Origin of the sequence: Mesorhizobium sp. WSM2240 (genome assembly GCF_040438645.1) — a bacterium.
Lineage (GTDB): Bacteria > Pseudomonadota > Alphaproteobacteria > Rhizobiales > Rhizobiaceae > Allomesorhizobium.
In genome coordinates, this window is sequence record NZ_CP159253.1 from 2,094,691 (window position 1) to 2,110,768 (window position 16,078).

The window sequence follows — 16,078 nt, forward strand, 5'->3', positions numbered from 1 at the left end:
TGGACTATGGCTGACCTGTTCAACGCCGACGAGCCGGAAAAAGCGCCACCCGGGCGGCCTTTGGCCGACCGGCTGCGTCCGGCGAGCCTTGGCGAAGTGGTCGGCCAGGAGCATCTGACCGGCGAGGATGGTGCGCTGACGCGCATGATCCGCTCGGGCTCACTCGGCTCGATGATCTTCTGGGGACCGCCGGGCACGGGAAAGACAACAGTCGCCAGGTTGCTGGCCGGCGAAACCGGCCTTGCCTTCGAGCAGCTTTCGGCAATCTTCTCGGGCGTCGCCGATTTGAAGAAGATGTTCGAGATGGCGCGGCTGCGCCGCTCGCAGGGCCGCCAGACGCTGCTTTTCGTCGACGAGATACACCGCTTCAACCGCGCTCAGCAGGATTCTTTTCTCCCGGTCATGGAAGACGGCACGGTCATCCTGGTCGGCGCGACCACGGAAAACCCGTCCTTCGAACTCAATGCGGCGCTGCTGTCGCGGGCGCGGGTTCTGGTTTTTCACTCGCTGGGCGAGGACAGCATCGAAAGACTGCTCGCCCGCGCGGAGGAGGCCGAAGGCAAGGAACTGCCTCTGGACGAGGAGGCGAGGGCGGTTCTCGTGCGCATGTCGGACGGCGATGGGCGCGCGGCGCTGACGCTGGCGGAAGAGGTCTGGCGCGCCGCCAAATCCAAGGAAGTGTTCGACGCCGAAGGCCTGCAGCGCGTCGTGCAAAGGCGGGCGCCGATCTACGACAAGGGCCAGGACGGCCATTACAATCTGATCTCGGCGCTGCACAAATCGGTGCGCGGCTCCGATCCTGACGCCGCACTCTACTATCTGGCGCGCATGTTCGATGCCGGCGAGGATCCGCTCTATCTCGGCAGACGGCTGGTGCGCATGGCAATGGAGGATATCGGGCTCGCCGACCCGCAGGCGCTGGTCGTCGCCAATGCGGCCAAGGATGCCTACGACTATCTCGGTTCGCCGGAGGGCGAACTCGCTTTCGCCGAGGCGACCGTCTATCTCGCCACCGCGCCCAAATCCAACGCCGTCTACACCGCATTCAAGAGCGCGACGCGTGCGGCCAAGGAGAACGGGTCGCTGCTGCCGCCGAAACATATTTTGAACGCCCCGACCAAGCTGATGAAGGACGAGAGCTACGGCAAGGGCTACGAGTACGATCACGACACGCCCGAAGCCTTTTCTGGCCAGGACTATTTTCCCGAGAAGATGGGCCGCCAGACGTTCTACGACCCGCCCGAGCGCGGGTTCGAGCGTGAGATCAGGAAGCGGCTGGAATACTGGGCGAAGCTCAGGGCAGAACGATCGAAGGAAGGCGGCTCATAGCCGGTCGCCTACGGCTGAAGAAGCACCGAATGCTTATTCCTGCCAGGGTTCCGAGCTCTTGAACTCGACGCCGACGCGCTCGCTCTTTCGCCAGCACACAACGATCCGGTAGGCTAAACCGTCCGATGGCACATGCAGCAGGAAACGGCCGGGCAGTTCGGTTTCGGCAGTGACATTCAGTTCGGCACCGCCGGAATGAATGTTGCGGACGATGCAGGGAATGCCGGCATTGTCACCGACCAGGATGACTGCGTTCTTCTGGACGGCGGGCCGCGGCTGGCTGCGGCGTTCCGGCTGGTGGGATGGGGGCATGTCTGCTCCGGAGGGCGGCGACGCTCGTTATCTTTGAACCTGCTTATAAACCAAAACCAATCGGCGGAACGGGGTCAAGCGTTTATCGCCCAATGCACCGGAAACTCCGCGGCAGGCCCATTTCGCTGCCGAACGGGAACGTCTTGGCGCTTCGTCAGTTTGGAGCCGCTTTCGATTCCAATGGAGAACGGAGATTACCATGAAAATCCATCTTACCAGCGCTGTTGCCGGACTTCTGCTGCTTGGCGGAGCGGGCTTTGCCATCGCGCAGGATGTCGTCATCGCCCCCGAACAGGAGACGGTCATCCGCGAATATGTCACGACGCAGAAGGTCGCGCCGGCCGAAGTGCCTGCAGACGTCCAGATCACGGTCGGCTCGACGCTCCCGGATACGGTCGAACTGCATACGCTCGACGTTCCGGATGTGAACTACAGCTATGTCGTGGTCGGCGGGCAGACTGTCCTGGTCGAGCCGGACACGCGCAAGATCGTCCATATCATGCAGTGAGTGCCCCACTCATTGTGGGTGCTTCCGCCGGACCGAAAGGCCCGGCGGTTTGCTTTGAGCGCTCTTCAAGACATTGGTTGACGAACCCGGCCGCTGCGGGCAGGAAGCGACTGGATCACTGGGCGAAACTCAGACACGAAAGCCAAGACGGAAGCGGCACGTCTTGAACCTCACTTTTGCGAGACCGTGTGCCTTGCGGCTATGAATAGATCGGTCGCAGGCCTGGCCGGCGACGCGCGGCTGTCGGGACGGGTTGATGCAGGAATTGCTTGGCACTTTGATGTGGGTGGCGCTTGGCAGTGCCTTTGGCGGAATGGCCCGGTTCTTTCTCTCCGGGTTTGTTGGCCGCCGCATCGGCGAGACATTTCCCTGGGGCACGACGGTCGTCAATGTCACGGGCGCCTTTGCAATTGGATTATTTGCTGCTGCGGCGGATGGAAAATTGCTTTTCGATACCCCTGCAGCCTGGACTTTCGTCATCACCGGTTTTCTCGGTAGCTACACGACAGTTTCCTCATTCAGTTTGCAGACGCTGACGCTTGCCCGCGACGGCGACTGGCTGCAGGCCGGCGGTAACGTGCTTCTGTCGGTTGTGCTTTGCCTTTGCGCAGTCGCGGCCGGCTTCGCCATCGGCGCCTCGACGTTCGGAGGTGGTATACTTTGACCCAGCCGCTGACCGACCATCGCCAAAAGCCGGATGGACAGTTGGCGATACCGGAACCGCATGCCGGAAAAGCTCCCGTTGGCTCCCGCTGGCACAAAATTCGCGATGCTTCGATGCTGTATGCGCTCGTGGCGCTGGGAAGCACGGTCGGCAGCGTGCTGCGGGCTCTCGCCTCGATGGCGAGCGTCAGTCTTCTGGGACCCGGTTTCCCCGTGGGCACGCTCTTTGTGAACGTGCTTGGCTCCTTCACCATCGGCTTCTACGCTACGCTGACCGGTCCCGGCGGCCGCGTTTTTGCCGGTCCTCGCTCGCGCCAATTCGTGATGGCCGGCATTTGCGGCGGCTTCACCACCTTCTCGATCTTCAGCCTCGAGACGTTCGATCTCCTGCAGGACGGGCGTCTGCTCGCGGCGGGACTGAATATAGGAATTTCCGTCACGGCCTGGCTCGCCGCCGTCTGGCTTGGCCACATGGTCGCATCGCGGCTCAACCGTTTGAAGGGATATTGAACCATGCAAATACCGAAACAGGCACAGTTGCTGCGGGTATTCATCGGCGAGAATGATCGGGATAATGGCCGCCCGCTCTATGAAACGATCGTGCTCAAGGCACGCGAGATGCAGATCGCGGGCGCGACTGTCATGCGGGGCGCGATGGGATATGGCCATTCCAGCCGGCTGCACACGACAAAAATCCTTCGTCTGTCGGAAGATCTGCCGCTGGTCATCGAGATCGTCGACAGCGAGGACAAGATCAATGCCTTTCTGCCAGTGCTTGATGCGATCATGACGAGCGGGTTGATCACGCTGGAGAAGGTCCAAGTCGTCCAGTATGGGACCAACGGACATTGACCCGCTTCCGATTTGCTGTTTTCGGATTGTGGCTCGTAAGAAGCCTCGGCTGATGCTATTGCGCCCGATCGGAACCGGATAAGAAACCACGATGGCAGGCGTTGAACAGATCAAGGTCGAGGCCGGCGAGACGGGCATGCGGCTCGACCGCTGGTTCAAGACGCATTTTCCCGGCCTGGGCTTCGGCCATTTGCAGAAGCTGCTGCGTTCGGGCCAGATCAGGGTGGATGGCGGTCGCGCCAAGGCCGACACTCGCGTCGAGCCGGGCCAGATGATCCGCATCCCGCCGCTTGGCGTCGATCAGAAGGGCGCTGGCCCGCTGACCACAAAAACCATGCGCAATCAGGACGATGGCGACGTTCTTTCGCAGATGCTTCTCTATGAGGATCCGAAGGTCTTCGTCTTCAACAAGCCGGCCGGGCTTGCCGTGCAGGGCGGCTCGGGCGTGGTGCGCCACGTAGACGACATGCTGGAGGCCTGGCGCAATTCCAAGGGTGAGAAGCCGCGGCTGGTGCATCGCCTTGACCGCGACACGTCGGGTGTGCTGGTTGTCGCCCGCACCCGCCTTGCGGCGATGAAGCTCGCCGAGGCGTTTCGCGGGCGCGACGCCAAGAAGACCTACTGGGCGCTGGTCAAGGGCGTGCCGAAAAAGCGCGAGGACAAGATCTCGACCTGGCTGGTCAAGGAACCGACGCCGGACGGCGACCGCGTGCGGGTAGCGCAGCATGGCGAAAAGGACGCCGACCACGCGGTTTCGTATTATCGCGTGCTCGAACAGGCCGGGCAGACGCTGTCCTGGCTGGAGATGGAGCCGCATACCGGCCGCACGCATCAACTGCGTGTCCATGCCGCCCATATTGGCTGCCCGATCATCGGCGATCCGAAATATTTCGAGGCCGACACCAACTGGGATTTTCCCGGCGGCATCCAGAACCGGCTGCACCTCCACGCCAGGCGCATCCGCATTCCCCATCCCGACAAGGGCGTGATCGACGTCACCGCGCCGATGCCGCCGCATATGCGCCAGAGCTGGAACCTGCTTGGCTTCGACGAGGCGAATGCCGGAGAAGACAGTTGAGCGGCGCAGCCGGCGCCTTCGACCGGCGCGACGCGGTCGATCTGGCCGCGGCGGCGATCATGATCGGCCTGACCTTTTCATGGGGGCTGAACGGCGTCGCCGCCAAGATCTCCTATGCCGGCTTCAGTCCGGTCTTCGTCGCCGTCGCGCGCTCGGCTATCGGCGGGTTGCTGGTGTTCCTGTGGTGCCGCTATCGCGGCATACGGCTGTTCGACAGCGACGGCACGCTGTGGCCGGGGCTGCTCGCAGGTTTGCTGTTCGGTGGAGAATTCCTGCTGATCTTCGTCGGCTTGGAGTTTACCACGGTGGCGCGCAGCACGCTGATGGTCAACACGATGCCGTTCTGGGTGCTGGTCGGCGCGCACTTCCTGCTTGGCGAACATATGACGCTGCGCAAATGGACGGGCCTCGCTCTGGCCTTCGCCGGTGTCGTGCTGGTGTTTTCCGACAAGCTTAGCCTGCCCGGCCCGGAGGCGATCACCGGTGATATTATGAGCCTGGGCGCAGGAATTCTGTGGGCCGCGACAACGCTGGTCATCAAGAAGAGCAGGCTTGCCACGACCAGCGCCGAAAAGCTGCTGCTCTACCAACTGGCGGTTTCGGCTGTGATGGCCCTGCCGCTGCTGCCGCTTGCCGGCCCCGCCTTGCGCGAATTCTCGGGACCGGCCTACGCTGCCCTGCTGTTCCAGGCTGTCTATGTCGTCGCCTTCACCTATATTCTATGGTTCTGGCTGATGCGGCGCTATCCCGCGGCCGGGTTGTCGAGCTTTGCCTTCCTGACGCCGGCCTTCGGTGTTCTCTGTGGCGGGCTTCTACTTGGTGAGCCGCTGAGCATAAGGATTTTCGCCGCCCTCGGCCTTATCGCGACGGGGCTGGTTATCGTCAACCGACCGCCGCGCCGGCAGCTTTTATGAGGCAACTATGCGCGATCTCCTGAACGATCTCGACGCCCAGAAATATCTGTCCGACCCGGATCCTATCCGGCGCGCCCAGAGTCAGATGAAGACGCAACTGCCGAAGCGCTTCTATAAGGACGTTTCAATTGCGCCGACGGGCGAAGGATTTGGCGTCCACCTCGACGGCCGCCCGGTACGAACGCCGGGCAAGGCCATTTTGGCGTTACCCACCGAGAAGGCGGCCAAGCTGGTGGCGGAAGAGTTCGCCGCGCAGGGCGAAAAGATCGACCCTTCGACTATGCCGGTCTACCGTCTCGTCAACACGGCGATCGACGGTGTTGCTGCCGATCCCGCCGCGGTGCGCGACGATGTTGCGCGCTTCGCCTCATCCGATCTGCTCTGCTATCGCGCCGACGCGCCAGCCGGGTTGGTGGAGCGTCAGGCGACGGCCTGGGATCCGGTTCTCGACTGGGCGCAGCGGGCGCTCGGCGCGCGGCTCTTGCTTGCGCAAGGCGTGATTCATGTCGAACAGCCGCGCAAAGCTGTCGAGGCAATCGAAGCGCACCTCGCGCTGCGCCAGAATCCGTTGAGGCTCGCCGCACTGCACCTGATGACGACGCTCACTGGTTCGGCGCTTCTGGCGATCGCGGTCGAAGCCGGCGAAATCGACGCAGAGACGGCCTGGTCGGCCGCCCATGTCGACGAAGACTGGCAGACGGAGCAATGGGGCCAGGATTCCGAGGCGATGGCTCGTCGCGCGTACCGCAAGCACGACATGATGGCAGCCGCGCGATTGCTGGAAGCGTTGGAACGATAATATTACGACACGCCGAGCGCCCGCAGGACGTTCGGGACGGCGGGCAGGGTGAGCAGCACGACCCCCGCGAGCCAGATTGTTCCGGTGATCGTCGATTTTGGCTCACCCGCCAAACGCTCGTACAGCGCCGCCGGCACGCCGGCTATCATCAGCGTCAGGGTCGAAAGGATCAGCGCGCTCGCCATATAGACTGGCTGCGTCATCATTGGCGCCCAGGTCGGGTACCAGACGGGATAGAGCAGGAATACGGCGAGCACCCAGGGCGAGAAGATGCCGTTGACGATGGCCACCGCCATGATCGGCACGAGCGCGTTGCGGTCCATCATGTCAGTTCCCCGCAGTGGCGACCGGCGCAAGGCCGAGATTGAGGAGAAGGATGAGATAGGCGACGCGCAAGGCCATCAGCCACAGCGCGCCGAACACCAGCACGATCGTCTTGGATAGAACCTGCGGCGTTATCAGCCGCACGAGATTGGCGACCGGATCGGTGACCTTCTTGAAGAAGCGCCAGATGTAGTTGTCCCAATCCTCGGCGACAAAGAAGCCGAGCAGGAGCCGTCCAAGCATCGTGTACATGATCGCGGCGAGGATGAAGTTCGGTATATGGAAATACCAATAGGTCCAGAAACTGCTCATTCAATGGTCGCCCCGACGCCCCGATCTCGCTGCTTATGGCAGCGGATGCCTAGAAATGAAAGCGGGGTCCGTTGCCGGACCCCGCCTCGTTTTGTCGACCAACCCGAAAATCAGGCAGTCTTCTCTTCCATCAGCGTCTTGCCGCGCGGAACGCGGATTTCATCGATGAAGTCCTGCATCTCGCGCGATGGCGCCTTGGTCAGCAGACTGACGACGATCATGACGGCGAAGCCGAGCGGCAGGCCGAACGCGGCGGACGAGATGTTCTTCACACCCCACCACAGCTCCATGTTCGGCGTCGACTTGTCGAAGTCGGCGCCGTACTGCGTCATCACGAGGTAGAACAGCGTGATGCCGAAGCCCGCGATCATGCCGGCGACCGCGCCCGCTGATGTGGCGCGCTTCCACCAGACACCGAGTACCAGCGCCGGGAAGAGGCCGCCCGCGGCCAATGAGAACGCCCACGAAACCATCGACAGGATGTCGGAAGGCTTGGTCGACGCGGTGTAGGCCGCCAGAACCGCCACGATGACGAGCAGGACGCGCGACACGACCAGACGGCGGGCGGTCGGAGCGTTCGGATCGATCATCTTGTAGTAGATGTCGTGGCTGAGCGCGTTGGCGATGGCAAGCAGCAGACCATCGGCCGTCGACAGCGCAGCTGCGAGACCGCCGGCCGCGACGAGGCCGGAGATGACATACGGCATGCCTGCCATTTCAGGGGTGGCCAGCACGATCATGTCGGCGTTCAGGTTGATATCCTTGAACGCGAGCGCGCCGGTGACGCCTTGCTCGGCGCAAGCCGCGGCAATCGCGGCGGCATCGAGCGCCGCCTTGCCGCAGATCTGCACCAGCGAGTTGTCGGCCGCCGCCCAGCGCATCATCCATCCGGCTTTTTCGGCAATGTTGTCGGGCGTGAGGCCGGAAGCCACCAGGTCGAGCATGGTCCACTTCGCGAAGGCGGCGTAGGCCGGCGCCGTGAAGTAGAGGATGAAGATGAAGAGCAGAGACCAAGCGACCGAGAGGCGCGCTTCACGGACGGACGGCGTCGTGAAGTAGCGCATCAGAATGTGCGGCAGCGAGGCGGTGCCGACCATGAGGCAGAAGATCAGCAGGAAGTAGTTCTTCGCGTCATAACCGCCATGTGCGAAGGGGGTTGCGTGCCCCGGCACGATGTTCTGCGCGGCTTCAAGTGCTGCGATGCCCTGCAGCGCCTGTCCCTGCATGAGTTGGGGGATCGGAACGCCGGTCTTGGCCGTCGACATCCAGATGGCGGGAATGAGGTAAGCGATGATCAGCACGATGTACTGAGCGACCTGTGTCCAGGTGACCGCGCGCATGCCGCCGAGCATCGAGCAGACCAGGATGCCGGCGAGGCCGACATAGACCGCGATGTTGAAATCGAGGCCGAGGAAGCGTGCGGAGATGATGCCCGTCGCGAAGATCTGCGCCACCACATAGGTAAAGGAGCAGGAGAACAGAACGACGATGCCGATGAATCGGGCCAGGTTGCCGCCATAGCGGGCCGACAGGAAGTCAGGCACCGTATAGGCGCCGAACTTGCGCAGATAAGGTGCGACGAGCACTGCCACGAGAACATACCCCCCGGTCCACCCAAGGACGAAGGCGAGACCGTCGTAACCGAGCAAGTACAGCGAGCCCGCCATGCCGACGAACGACGCGCCGGACATCCAGTCGGCTCCTGTGGCCATTCCGTTATAGAGGGCAGGAACCCTGCGCCCGGCGACATAGTATTCGCCGACCTGCATCGTGCGGCTCATGATGCCGATCACCGCGTAGATGATGATGGTGAAGCCCATGAACAGATAGCCGATTACGCGATTCGGCACGCCGATCCCGCTGAGGATCGCCATAAGCACAATGAAGGCGATGAAACCGCCAGTATAGATCATGTAGATGCGGCCAAGGCTGGACGTGAAGTCCGAGCCGGAACCGCTTGCTGTGGTGTTGGCCATTGATCAAATCCCCCCGATCAGTCTTCGGCTACGCCATGCTCTTCGTCGATCGCGTTCTGTTTGCGGGCAAACACGAACAGCATGATGACGAAGGCAATAAGCGATCCCTGCGCGGCCATGTAGTAGCCAAGCGGAAAGCCCAGAATGACGATACTGTTGAGCGGAACCACAAACATGTGGACGACGTATCCGAAGAAGAACCAGAGGGCCAACATGACGTACATGAGGCTCCTGGTTTTGTTCCAGTAACTTACGCGGTCTGGCGTCGCCATCGCGTCTTCCCTCCTCCAATTCGGCCCGGCAATCCTCCTCGACTCACGGACCTGGTTGCCCTGTCGTTCCAAACCTTGCGAAGGTGGAGCGACACATCGGAGGACGGCGTGCGGCGCGCGCGCGAATCCGATGTTGGCCGAACGTAACACCGCTTGCCGCCTGCTGTTCATAGGACTTTAGAATCAGTCGCGGCGCCTTCGACGGTCATTGGTGCCCGGCCGAAATAGGACTAAGCTTGGGTCTGGAAATGCGTGGGGGTGGCCGTGGGTTTGTTTGACAAGGTTGTGGCAGGTTTGTTCGGCAAGTCCGAAACAATAGCGGACCGCCAGGCGTTGGCCGATTTCATGGATTCGCGGGCTGCGTTCCTCTGCCAGAAATGCGTGGTGGAGTTCTGCCGGGTGCGGGCGGGCGTTTATTGGCAGAAGCTGTTCAGCGAAGCTGAATTCCAGGAAAAGCTGCGCCAGTCGCGCTGGCAAAGCTATCCTCCGGCCTTCGCCATGGTCGCCGAAATGGTGGAAGGTGCAACCAGGCAGTTTGCTGGACAAAGGCAAAGGCAGTTGCCGGCGGCGCTGGAGGCGGTGACGGCTGAGGTGTTCCAGCGCTACCCGGTACCCGACGGCGCGCCGGCAGATTTCTGGGATGAGGCGCTGGTGCTTGTCCGGGAGCGGCTCCAGGCGACGCAGGCCGGACCGCCTCGGCCGGTGAAGGACATGACCAGCCCCACGGCGCGGATGATCTTCGAGGCGCTGCCGTTGCACAAGGAAATCGTCACCCACGATTTCGACTACATCCGCAACAATCTGCGCATGAACCTCCTGCGCTTCCACGAGGATTTCGTGGCGGCGGCGCGGTTCGAGACGCTGGTTCCCTCGCTGCTGGGCGAGGAGTAGCCAAAACACAAATCGCGTAGCCAAACAAAAACCCCGGCCTCGCGGCCGGGGTTTTGCATCGCTGATCCGAAGGATCAGACCGAATAGTACATGTCGTATTCGACCGGATGCGGGGTCATTTCGAAGCGCATCACCTCGGCCATCTTGAGTTCGATATAGCTGTCGATCTGGTCGTCGTCGAAGACGCCGCCGGCCTTGAGGAACCCGCGATCCTTGTCGAGGCTCTGCAGCGCTTCGCGCAGCGAACCGCAGACGGTCGGGATCTTCTTGAGTTCCTTCGGCGGCAGGTCGTAAAGATCCTTGTCCATCGGCTGACCGGGGTGGATCTTGTTCTTGATGCCGTCGAGGCCGGCCATCAGCATGGCGGCGAAGGCGAGGTACGGGTTCGCGCCCGGATCGGGGAAGCGGACCTCGACGCGCTTCGACTTCGGCGACGAGCCGAACGGAATGCGGCAGGAAGCCGAGCGGTTGCGCGCCGAATAGGCGAGCAGCACGGGTGCTTCGTAGCCCGGCACCAGACGCTTGTAGGAGTTGGTCAGCGGATTGGTGAAGGCGTTGATCGCCTTGGCGTGCTTGATGATGCCGCCGATGTAGTAAAGGCAGGTCTCCGAAAGGCCGGCATATTCATTGCCGGCGAAGGTCGGCTTGCCTTCCTTCCAGATCGACTGATGGACATGCATGCCCGAACCGTTGTCGCCGAAGACCGGTTTCGGCATGAAGGTCGCCGTCTTGCCGTAGGCGTTGGCGACCTGGTGCACGACATACTTGTAGATCAGCATCTTGTCGGCGTTGCGGACCAAAGTGTCGAACTTGATGCCGAGCTCGTGCTGGGCGGCCGCCACTTCGTGGTGGTGCTTCTCGACGCGGACGCCCATTTCGGTCAGCACGGTCAGCATTTCCGAGCGCATGTCCTGGGCCGAATCGATTGGCGGAACCGGGAAGTAGCCGCCCTTGATGCGCGGGCGGTGGCCGAGATTGCCTGTCTCGTAGTCGGTGTCGTCATTGGACGGCAGCTCGGTCGAATCAAGCTTGAAGCCGGTGTTGTAGGGATCGGCCTTGTACTTCACGTCGTCGAATACGAAGAACTCGGCTTCCGGGCCGACATAGATGGTGTCGCCGATGCCTTCGGCCTTCATATAGGCTTCGGCTTTCTTGGCGGTGCCGCGCGGGTCGCGGTTGTAGGCTTCGCCCGAAACCGGATCGAGGATGTCGCACAGGATAACCATGGTCGACTGGGCGAAGAACGGATCCATATGGGCCGTTTCGGCGTCGGGCATCAGAACCATGTCGGATTCGTTGATGGCCTTCCAGCCGGCGATGGACGAGCCGTCGAACATGACGCCGTCGGCGAACATGTCTTCCTCGACCTCGACGACATCCATGGTCACGTGCTGCAGCTTGCCCTTCGGATCGGTAAAGCGCAGATCGACGAATTTTACGTCATTGTCCTTGATCTGCTTCAAAATGTCTGAGGCTGTCGTCATGTCATGTTTCCTGTGTGATGACGTTGAAACGAAAATGGATGAGGTGGTGCAATCAGATTGCGTCGATGCCGGTCTCGCCGGTGCGGATGCGCACGACTTCCTCGATATTGGAGACAAAGATCTTGCCGTCGCCGATGCGGCCGGTTTGCGCCGCCTTGCGGATCGCCTCGATGGCGCCTTCGACGGATTCGTCGCCCAGCACCACCTCGATCTTCACCTTGGGAAGGAAATCGACAACATATTCGGCGCCGCGGTAAAGCTCGGTGTGGCCCTTCTGACGGCCAAAGCCTTTCGCCTCGGTGACGGTGATGCCTTGCAGCCCGGCCTCCTGCAAAGCCTCTTTCACTTCGTCGAGTTTGAACGGTTTGATGATCGCTTCGATCTTTTTCATGAACTGTGTAGGCCTCCGCTAGGGCAAAATACGGGCTGTCGGCCCCGCTTGCGTCTCTAAAAGCACGATCCATGCCAATCCGGCGACGCTGCAACGAATGAGCGCCAGATCGAGCCGAAGCGCAAAAATTTGCTTGCGGGGCGTCATTGCCCCGGTTCCGTGCAAGTTGATGGCGGGCGACGCCGGTGATGAATTTTTCGGCAGGTCAAAGATTGGGCAGCCAGCCTAAAAAATAGGCACCGTGATCGCCTGACGCGACGCACGGCGGCGCGCCTATTCAGGCGCTGCTTCTCATGTGCTACCCGTTGCGGCAGGTGGAGCGCATGTCGGCAATGTCGAACGAAATCCTGACGCCGCGTGAAATGGCCGAGGCGGACCGGCTGGCGATTGCCGCCGGCCCGTTCAGCGGCATCCAGCTCATGCGCAATGCTGGAGCGGCGGTTGCGGCGGAAGTGCTGCGGCGCTCGCCGGCGGCGATCCGTGTGCATGTGCTGTGCGGGCCCGGAAACAATGGCGGCGACGGCTACGTCGTGGCCAGACTTCTCGCCGACACAGGAGTTCGCGTTTCGGTCTGGGCCGAGGGTCGGCCAAAAGCCGGCAGCGATGCGGTGCAGGCGGCGACCGAATGCCCAATCGAAGCGCAGCCGATTTCCGGCTTCAGGCCCGAAAGCGGCGATGTAGTCGTCGATGCGCTTTACGGAGCAGGTCTTTCCAAGCCGCTCTCGCCGAATGTGGTTGCGGCGATCCACAAATGCCGAGAGGCCGGAATCCCGGTCGTTGCGGTCGATCTTCCGTCGGGCATTTCCGGCGAAACCGGTCACCCGGTTGGGAACGAAGCTTTCGGAGCCGATGTCACCGTCACCTTCGCTCGCAAAAAGCCCGGCCATCTGCTGTTGCCGGGACGGCAGGCTTGCGGAAACATTATCGTCGCGGACATAGGCATCGGTGCTGACATTGTCGGTGCGGTCGGTCCGAAATGCTTCGAGAACGGTCCGGCTCTGTGGTGCGGCGCTTATCCGATGCCGGCGGCGGACACGCATAAATACCGGCGCGGCCATGTCGGCGTCTTTTCGGGCGGGCCATCCTCGACAGGCGCCGCGCGGCTTTCCGCATTTGCCGCGGCGCGGGCAGGGGCGGGGGCAGTTACCGTTCTTTCCCCCGGAAGCGCGCTGGCGACCAATGCAGCCCATCTGACCTCGATCATGCTGAGGCGGATCGATGACATCGATGGTGCACGTGCCTTCATCTCCGATCGCAAGCCGTCCGCGCTCGTGCTGGGGCCAGGCTTCGGTGTAGGCGAGCCGTTGCGGGAACTCGCTTTGGCGATCCTCGAGACCGCAGGTGTGGAGGCCTCGCTCGTGCTCGATGCCGACGGCATTACCTCCTTTCACGATGCCCCGGCCTCGCTCTTCATCACGGCGGGAGCCAAGGACGCAGCGGCGCTGGTGCTGACGCCGCACGAGGGCGAATTCGGCCGTCTCTTTTCGGATATCGCCAGGGATACCGAACTCTCCAAGCTCGAAAAGGCCCGCAAAGCGGCGGCGCGCTCGCATGGCGTCGTCATCTACAAAGGCCCGGATACGGTGATCGCATCGCCGGACGGGCGGGCGGCAATCAATACGAACGGCACACCCTTGCTGGCGACCGCCGGCTCCGGCGACGTGCTCTCGGGTATCGTTGCGGCGCTGCTCGCGCAGGGTATGCCGGTCTTCGAGGCCGCCTGCGCTGCCGTCTGGATGCATGCCGAGGCAGCTCGGCGCTTTGGGCCGGGGCTGATTGCCGAGGATCTGCCGCTCGCGCTTCTTCCCGTGCTCCGCGATCTGCTGGCCGAGGTTGCGGGCGGTTCAGGAGGATAGGCATGATCGCGTGGTTGAGGCGGTTTCTCGTGCTCGTCGCGGTTCTTGCGACGACCGCGGCCCGCGCCGAGGGTCCGGTCCTCATCGTCGAAGATGCCGGCATCCTCGCTACGCTCGAGCAGCGTGGCTACGACTTTGCCGGCCTGTTCGGCGCCGAGCGTGATGGCGATCTCGAAATGCTCTACCGCGACGCGCCAGCCTATCGGACCATCGTCGACATGATCGGCGCTGATGTCGCGGCGCTGCGGGACGAGATGAAGGCGGGCGGACGAACGCTCTACGAAGTCACAGACGGCAATGTCGGCCGGATCATGGACATGCGCTGGCTGAAGACGAACGCCGCGCGCTTCCGGCTGGTCGGCATCGTCAACCGCCTCGACCGCCGCGATTTCTCGGCGCTGCGCGGCAGGGCCGATTGCGGCGAGATCCGGTTCGTCTATCGGTTGGCCTACAGTTTTCGCAAAAACGGCCGGGGCAAGCGGCTTTCCTCGCGCATGCCGTTCAATTTCAATGCGGTGCATTCGGTGCTGCCGGACGCCGACGGCGGCTGCACCGGCGTTGCGCTGCGCTGGACGCCCGGGATCGACGAGACGGCCGACGCCGGCTGGCTGGCCGGCGGGCCGCTCGATCGGTCGGAGCTCGTCTTTCGCCAGCTCGAACTCAATGCGCAGGTGGTGCGCTTTCCGTCCGGCCAGGAGACCGAGTTCGGCGGGCAGGCGGCCTATCTGATGCGGATCTTCGGCATGGACGGCGAGATCGTAACCGAGTTGCCGCTGGAAAACACGCCGGACGCTGAAAGGCTTGCATCCGACGCGGCGCTGAAGGCGAAACTCGCCGGCTATGTCACTGAAAACGCAGCGGCGATCGATGCGGGCGTCTATCGCATCCCGGACGAGTTCCTGGCCCGCAAGTCGGTTTCCTATTCGACCTTTGGCAGCATACGCCAGGCCAACCATCCCTTCGCGCCGCTGTTTCAACCGGAAAAGTTTTCGGGACTCGACTTCTCCGGCAAGCGGCTGCTGCGCTCTCCCGAGGCGTTGATCGAGCGGCTGGACAATGGCTCGTGCCAGGGCTGCCACCAGGCGGGCTCGACCGCCGGATTTCATTTCATCGGGCTCGACGATAAATCGACCTCGCCGCTGAACCGCCTGCAGGTCGGCATTTCGCCGCATCTCCATGCCGAGCTTGCGCGGCGCGCGGCTTATATCGACGCGGTGGCTGAGGATCGCGAGCCCGAGCGCTTCCGGCCGCTATCTTCCGCACCGCCGGCGAAATGGACGGAACACGGCCTGGACTATGCCAAGGCGGGAGTGGCCATGCCGTGCATGATGCCTGAGGATGCGAGGCATTTCGGCGAGGCGTGGCAATGTGCGGGCGACACCGTTTGTACATCCATCACCACCGCGTCCGGCCTGCGCATGAAGCTGGCGCAGTGCCTGCTGCCAAAGGGCAGCGCGGGCATGTTTTCGGGCCATCCCTGCCTGGCAGGCGAGATCGCCACCAATGCCGCCCAGCCATTCAACGACCGCTACAGGATCACCGGGCAGTTCACCGCCTTTGCCCCGGTGATCAACCGCGAGACCTATAATTGCCGGCCGCCCAAGATCGGCGTGCCGGCCGGCGCCGCCTACCGCGCCTGCAACGACAACGACCGGAAGTTCGCCGGCTTCCAGCCGGGCAAGCCGATGCCGCGCGAGATCTGCGGGCTCGCCGGTGGCAAGGCTTTCGACATTTGCGTGGCCACCAACAATTTCGACCAGTGTCTCGGCGGGGCGGTGGTGCGCGGCAACCGGCCGAGTTGCTCGGCCGACAGCTTTTGCCGCGAAGACTATATGTGCCAGGCGTTCCCGCCCGACACGCCGGGCCTCGCCAAGGTCAAGGGCGTCGGCTTTTGTTCGCCCACTTATTTCATTTTCCAGATGCGCATAGACAACCACACGACGCCGTGGTGAGGGGGCAGAGGAGATGACGCGTTTTTCCGTTGCCACGCTGCGTTTCCGTCCTGGCCATTGACCCTTCGACAAGCTCAGGAGTCGGGAAGACGGGCGGGCAAGAAAGCACCGCACGAATTCGTAAGACAAGAACAGGCACTCCCATGCCCGCCCGTCCGGTGTATG

At 62.6% G+C, this 16,078-nt stretch carries 18 protein-coding genes; 11 read left to right on the forward strand and 7 right to left on the reverse strand.

Features of this window, described 5'->3' with window-relative positions; all coding sequences use genetic code 11:
- Window positions 1-6 precede the first annotated feature (6 nt).
- Window positions 7-1,329, forward strand: a complete 1,323-nt coding sequence (locus tag ABVK50_RS10035; RefSeq protein WP_353641709.1) for a replication-associated recombination protein A — start codon at window positions 7-9, stop codon at window positions 1,327-1,329.
- 33 nt (window positions 1,330-1,362) lie between these two features.
- On the opposite strand, the gene ABVK50_RS10040 is transcribed toward ABVK50_RS10035, so the two are convergent.
- Entirely contained in the window at window positions 1,363-1,641 is a 279-nt protein-coding gene (locus ABVK50_RS10040; RefSeq protein WP_353641708.1) for a PilZ domain-containing protein, read from the reverse strand.
- A gap of 199 nt (window positions 1,642-1,840) precedes the next feature.
- On the opposite strand from ABVK50_RS10040, the gene ABVK50_RS10045 reads away from it, so the two are divergent.
- The 7 genes from ABVK50_RS10045 to ABVK50_RS10075 all read left to right on the forward strand — a co-directional run bounded on the left by ABVK50_RS10045 (window position 1,841) and on the right by ABVK50_RS10075 (window position 6,455).
- Window positions 1,841-2,149 carry a DUF1236 domain-containing protein gene (locus ABVK50_RS10045; RefSeq protein ID WP_353641707.1) on the forward strand — a complete coding sequence of 103 codons (309 nt, stop codon included), beginning with the start codon at window positions 1,841-1,843 and terminating at the stop codon, window positions 2,147-2,149.
- Between the two features lie 256 nt (window positions 2,150-2,405).
- Complete coding sequence (gene crcB, locus ABVK50_RS10050) at window positions 2,406-2,813, forward strand: fluoride efflux transporter CrcB (protein WP_353645968.1); 408 nt, start codon at window positions 2,406-2,408, stop codon at window positions 2,811-2,813.
- A gap of 113 nt (window positions 2,814-2,926) precedes the next feature.
- Window positions 2,927-3,322 carry a fluoride efflux transporter CrcB gene (crcB, locus tag ABVK50_RS10055; RefSeq protein WP_353641706.1) on the forward strand — a complete coding sequence of 132 codons (396 nt, stop codon included), beginning with the start codon at window positions 2,927-2,929 and terminating at the stop codon, window positions 3,320-3,322.
- 3 nt (window positions 3,323-3,325) lie between these two features.
- A complete protein-coding gene (locus ABVK50_RS10060; RefSeq protein ID WP_353641705.1) occupies window positions 3,326-3,664 on the forward strand; it encodes a DUF190 domain-containing protein in 339 nt (112 codons plus the stop codon).
- Between the two features lie 91 nt (window positions 3,665-3,755).
- Window positions 3,756-4,742, forward strand: coding sequence for an RluA family pseudouridine synthase (locus ABVK50_RS10065; RefSeq protein WP_353641704.1), 987 nt, complete (start codon window positions 3,756-3,758; stop codon window positions 4,740-4,742).
- On the forward strand, window positions 4,739-5,656 hold the full coding sequence (locus ABVK50_RS10070; RefSeq protein WP_353641703.1) for a DMT family transporter: 918 nt from the start codon (window positions 4,739-4,741) through the stop codon (window positions 5,654-5,656). The genes ABVK50_RS10065 and ABVK50_RS10070 overlap by 4 nt, the downstream gene beginning before the upstream one ends.
- A gap of 7 nt (window positions 5,657-5,663) precedes the next feature.
- Window positions 5,664-6,455, forward strand: coding sequence for an ATP12 family protein (locus ABVK50_RS10075; RefSeq protein ID WP_353641702.1), 792 nt, complete (start codon window positions 5,664-5,666; stop codon window positions 6,453-6,455).
- A gap of 2 nt (window positions 6,456-6,457) precedes the next feature.
- Here the strand turns inward: ABVK50_RS10075 and ABVK50_RS10080 are convergent, their stop codons facing one another.
- The 4 genes from ABVK50_RS10080 to ABVK50_RS10095 all read right to left on the reverse strand — a co-directional run bounded on the left by ABVK50_RS10080 (window position 6,458) and on the right by ABVK50_RS10095 (window position 9,339).
- Window positions 6,458-6,781, reverse strand: coding sequence for a hypothetical protein (locus ABVK50_RS10080; RefSeq protein WP_353641701.1), 324 nt, complete (start codon window positions 6,779-6,781; stop codon window positions 6,458-6,460).
- Between the two features lies 1 nt (window position 6,782).
- Window positions 6,783-7,091 carry a hypothetical protein gene (locus ABVK50_RS10085; RefSeq protein WP_353641700.1) on the reverse strand — a complete coding sequence of 103 codons (309 nt, stop codon included), beginning with the start codon at window positions 7,089-7,091 and terminating at the stop codon, window positions 6,783-6,785.
- A 110-nt stretch (window positions 7,092-7,201) separates the two neighbouring features.
- The gene (locus tag ABVK50_RS10090; protein WP_353641699.1) at window positions 7,202-9,067 is read right to left on the reverse strand and encodes a sodium:solute symporter family protein; all 1,866 of its coding nucleotides are present in this window, start codon (window positions 9,065-9,067) and stop codon (window positions 7,202-7,204) included.
- 17 nt (window positions 9,068-9,084) lie between these two features.
- The gene (locus ABVK50_RS10095) at window positions 9,085-9,339 is read right to left on the reverse strand and encodes a DUF4212 domain-containing protein (RefSeq protein WP_353641698.1); all 255 of its coding nucleotides are present in this window, start codon (window positions 9,337-9,339) and stop codon (window positions 9,085-9,087) included.
- Window positions 9,340-9,603: 264 nt separating this feature from the next.
- Between ABVK50_RS10095 and ABVK50_RS10100 the strand changes: the two genes are divergently transcribed.
- Window positions 9,604-10,230 carry a hypothetical protein gene (locus tag ABVK50_RS10100; RefSeq protein WP_353641697.1) on the forward strand — a complete coding sequence of 209 codons (627 nt, stop codon included), beginning with the start codon at window positions 9,604-9,606 and terminating at the stop codon, window positions 10,228-10,230.
- Window positions 10,231-10,304: 74 nt separating this feature from the next.
- On the opposite strand, the gene glnA is transcribed toward ABVK50_RS10100, so the two are convergent.
- Together glnA and ABVK50_RS10110 are read right to left on the reverse strand one after the other, a co-directional pair.
- Window positions 10,305-11,714, reverse strand: a complete 1,410-nt coding sequence (gene glnA / locus ABVK50_RS10105) for a type I glutamate--ammonia ligase (RefSeq protein ID WP_353641696.1) — start codon at window positions 11,712-11,714, stop codon at window positions 10,305-10,307.
- A 52-nt stretch (window positions 11,715-11,766) separates the two neighbouring features.
- Window positions 11,767-12,105 carry a P-II family nitrogen regulator gene (locus ABVK50_RS10110; RefSeq protein WP_008837753.1) on the reverse strand — a complete coding sequence of 113 codons (339 nt, stop codon included), beginning with the start codon at window positions 12,103-12,105 and terminating at the stop codon, window positions 11,767-11,769.
- Between the two features lie 332 nt (window positions 12,106-12,437).
- On the opposite strand from ABVK50_RS10110, the gene ABVK50_RS10115 reads away from it, so the two are divergent.
- Window positions 12,438-13,961: an NAD(P)H-hydrate dehydratase gene (locus ABVK50_RS10115; RefSeq protein ID WP_353645967.1), complete on the forward strand. Its 1,524-nt coding sequence runs from the start codon at window positions 12,438-12,440 to the stop codon at window positions 13,959-13,961.
- Between the two features lie 2 nt (window positions 13,962-13,963).
- Window positions 13,964-15,913 (forward strand): hypothetical protein, encoded by a 1,950-nt coding sequence (locus tag ABVK50_RS10120; RefSeq protein WP_353641695.1) that lies wholly within the window; start codon window positions 13,964-13,966, stop codon window positions 15,911-15,913.
- Window positions 15,914-16,078 lie beyond the last annotated feature (165 nt).

Bases quoted from the DNA above. Each gene is read 5' to 3' on its own strand.
- ABVK50_RS10045 (WP_353641707.1), top strand. From the start codon at position 1,841: ATGAAAATCCATCTTACCAGCGCTGTTGCCGGACTTCTGCTGCTTGGC.
- ABVK50_RS10085 (WP_353641700.1), bottom strand. From the start codon at position 7,091: ATGAGCAGTTTCTGGACCTATTGGTATTTCCATATACCGAACTTCATC.
- ABVK50_RS10090 (WP_353641699.1), bottom strand. From the start codon at position 9,067: ATGGCCAACACCACAGCAAGCGGTTCCGGCTCGGACTTCACGTCCAGC.
- ABVK50_RS10120 (WP_353641695.1), top strand. From the start codon at position 13,964: ATGATCGCGTGGTTGAGGCGGTTTCTCGTGCTCGTCGCGGTTCTTGCG.
- ABVK50_RS10040 (WP_353641708.1), bottom strand. From the start codon at position 1,641: ATGCCCCCATCCCACCAGCCGGAACGCCGCAGCCAGCCGCGGCCCGCC.
- ABVK50_RS10060 (WP_353641705.1), top strand. From the start codon at position 3,326: ATGCAAATACCGAAACAGGCACAGTTGCTGCGGGTATTCATCGGCGAG.
- ABVK50_RS10075 (WP_353641702.1), top strand. From the start codon at position 5,664: ATGCGCGATCTCCTGAACGATCTCGACGCCCAGAAATATCTGTCCGAC.
- ABVK50_RS10065 (WP_353641704.1), top strand. From the start codon at position 3,756: ATGGCAGGCGTTGAACAGATCAAGGTCGAGGCCGGCGAGACGGGCATG.
- crcB (WP_353641706.1), top strand. From the start codon at position 2,927: ATGCTGTATGCGCTCGTGGCGCTGGGAAGCACGGTCGGCAGCGTGCTG.
- ABVK50_RS10080 (WP_353641701.1), bottom strand. From the start codon at position 6,781: ATGATGGACCGCAACGCGCTCGTGCCGATCATGGCGGTGGCCATCGTC.
- ABVK50_RS10115 (WP_353645967.1), top strand. From the start codon at position 12,438: ATGTCGAACGAAATCCTGACGCCGCGTGAAATGGCCGAGGCGGACCGG.
- ABVK50_RS10110 (WP_008837753.1), bottom strand. From the start codon at position 12,105: ATGAAAAAGATCGAAGCGATCATCAAACCGTTCAAACTCGACGAAGTG.
- glnA (WP_353641696.1), bottom strand. From the start codon at position 11,714: ATGACGACAGCCTCAGACATTTTGAAGCAGATCAAGGACAATGACGTA.
- ABVK50_RS10095 (WP_353641698.1), bottom strand. From the start codon at position 9,339: ATGGCGACGCCAGACCGCGTAAGTTACTGGAACAAAACCAGGAGCCTC.
- crcB (WP_353645968.1), top strand. From the start codon at position 2,406: ATGCAGGAATTGCTTGGCACTTTGATGTGGGTGGCGCTTGGCAGTGCC.
- ABVK50_RS10035 (WP_353641709.1), top strand. From the start codon at position 7: ATGGCTGACCTGTTCAACGCCGACGAGCCGGAAAAAGCGCCACCCGGG.